Raw genomic sequence first — 634 nt, 5'->3', positions numbered from 1 at the left:
CGTTGGCAATAATTTAAACATGGCGCAAGGATTCATAACTATAGAAGATGGAAGTTGTTATATCTCAAGCTGGAGAGCTTACGATGAGATAATACGAATTGTTGCTAATGAACTTTCTATAAATAAAAAAGGACTTGAACTATCAATATGGTTGTCCAAAAAAGTTCCGAAAGAATATAAACTTAACGATTCAAATCAATGGGGAACTGGATTTATTGACCAAGAATCTGGAAAAATGATAATTGGAAAAGATTTAGACTTAAGAGGTTTGAATGAACAAAATCAAGAAATATTTTGGAATGGACTACAAAACGGATTTGAAAAATTAATTAACAATGAATTGAAAACTAAATTTAACAATGATGCTTTTAAAACAACTGTAAAGAGACTACTTGAAATGCGTAAATTAAGTTTGTTAAATGAAAATCCTTTAGAACATTCTGATTTGAAAATGATACCCGAATTTGAAGGAGTAATTAATCTTAATGAATAAAAACTATTGCCAACACCGTATATAAAAAATTGCTAGTTTTATACTAAACCAATGTTAGTTGCTTTGCTTGCTTGCTTCCGATTTTCCTACGGAAAATCCTCGCACACAAACACGCAACTTTCCATATACATAAACGTTGTG

The 634-nt window shown here is 30.3% G+C and carries 1 protein-coding gene; it reads left to right on the top strand.

Annotation, left to right across the window (positions count from 1 at the left end; all coding sequences use genetic code 11):
• On the top strand, nt 1-493 hold a 493-nt coding region (locus tag ACFQ1R_RS11590), incomplete at its 5' end, for a hypothetical protein (protein WP_379926388.1).
• Nucleotides 494-634 lie beyond the last annotated feature (141 nt).

The sequence above is a fragment of the Mariniflexile jejuense genome, from assembly GCF_042675665.1.
Taxonomy (GTDB): domain Bacteria; phylum Bacteroidota; class Bacteroidia; order Flavobacteriales; family Flavobacteriaceae; genus Mariniflexile; species Mariniflexile jejuense.
The sequence above is the reverse complement of the archived record's forward strand: the minus strand, read 5'-3'. Positions and strand labels throughout refer to the sequence as shown.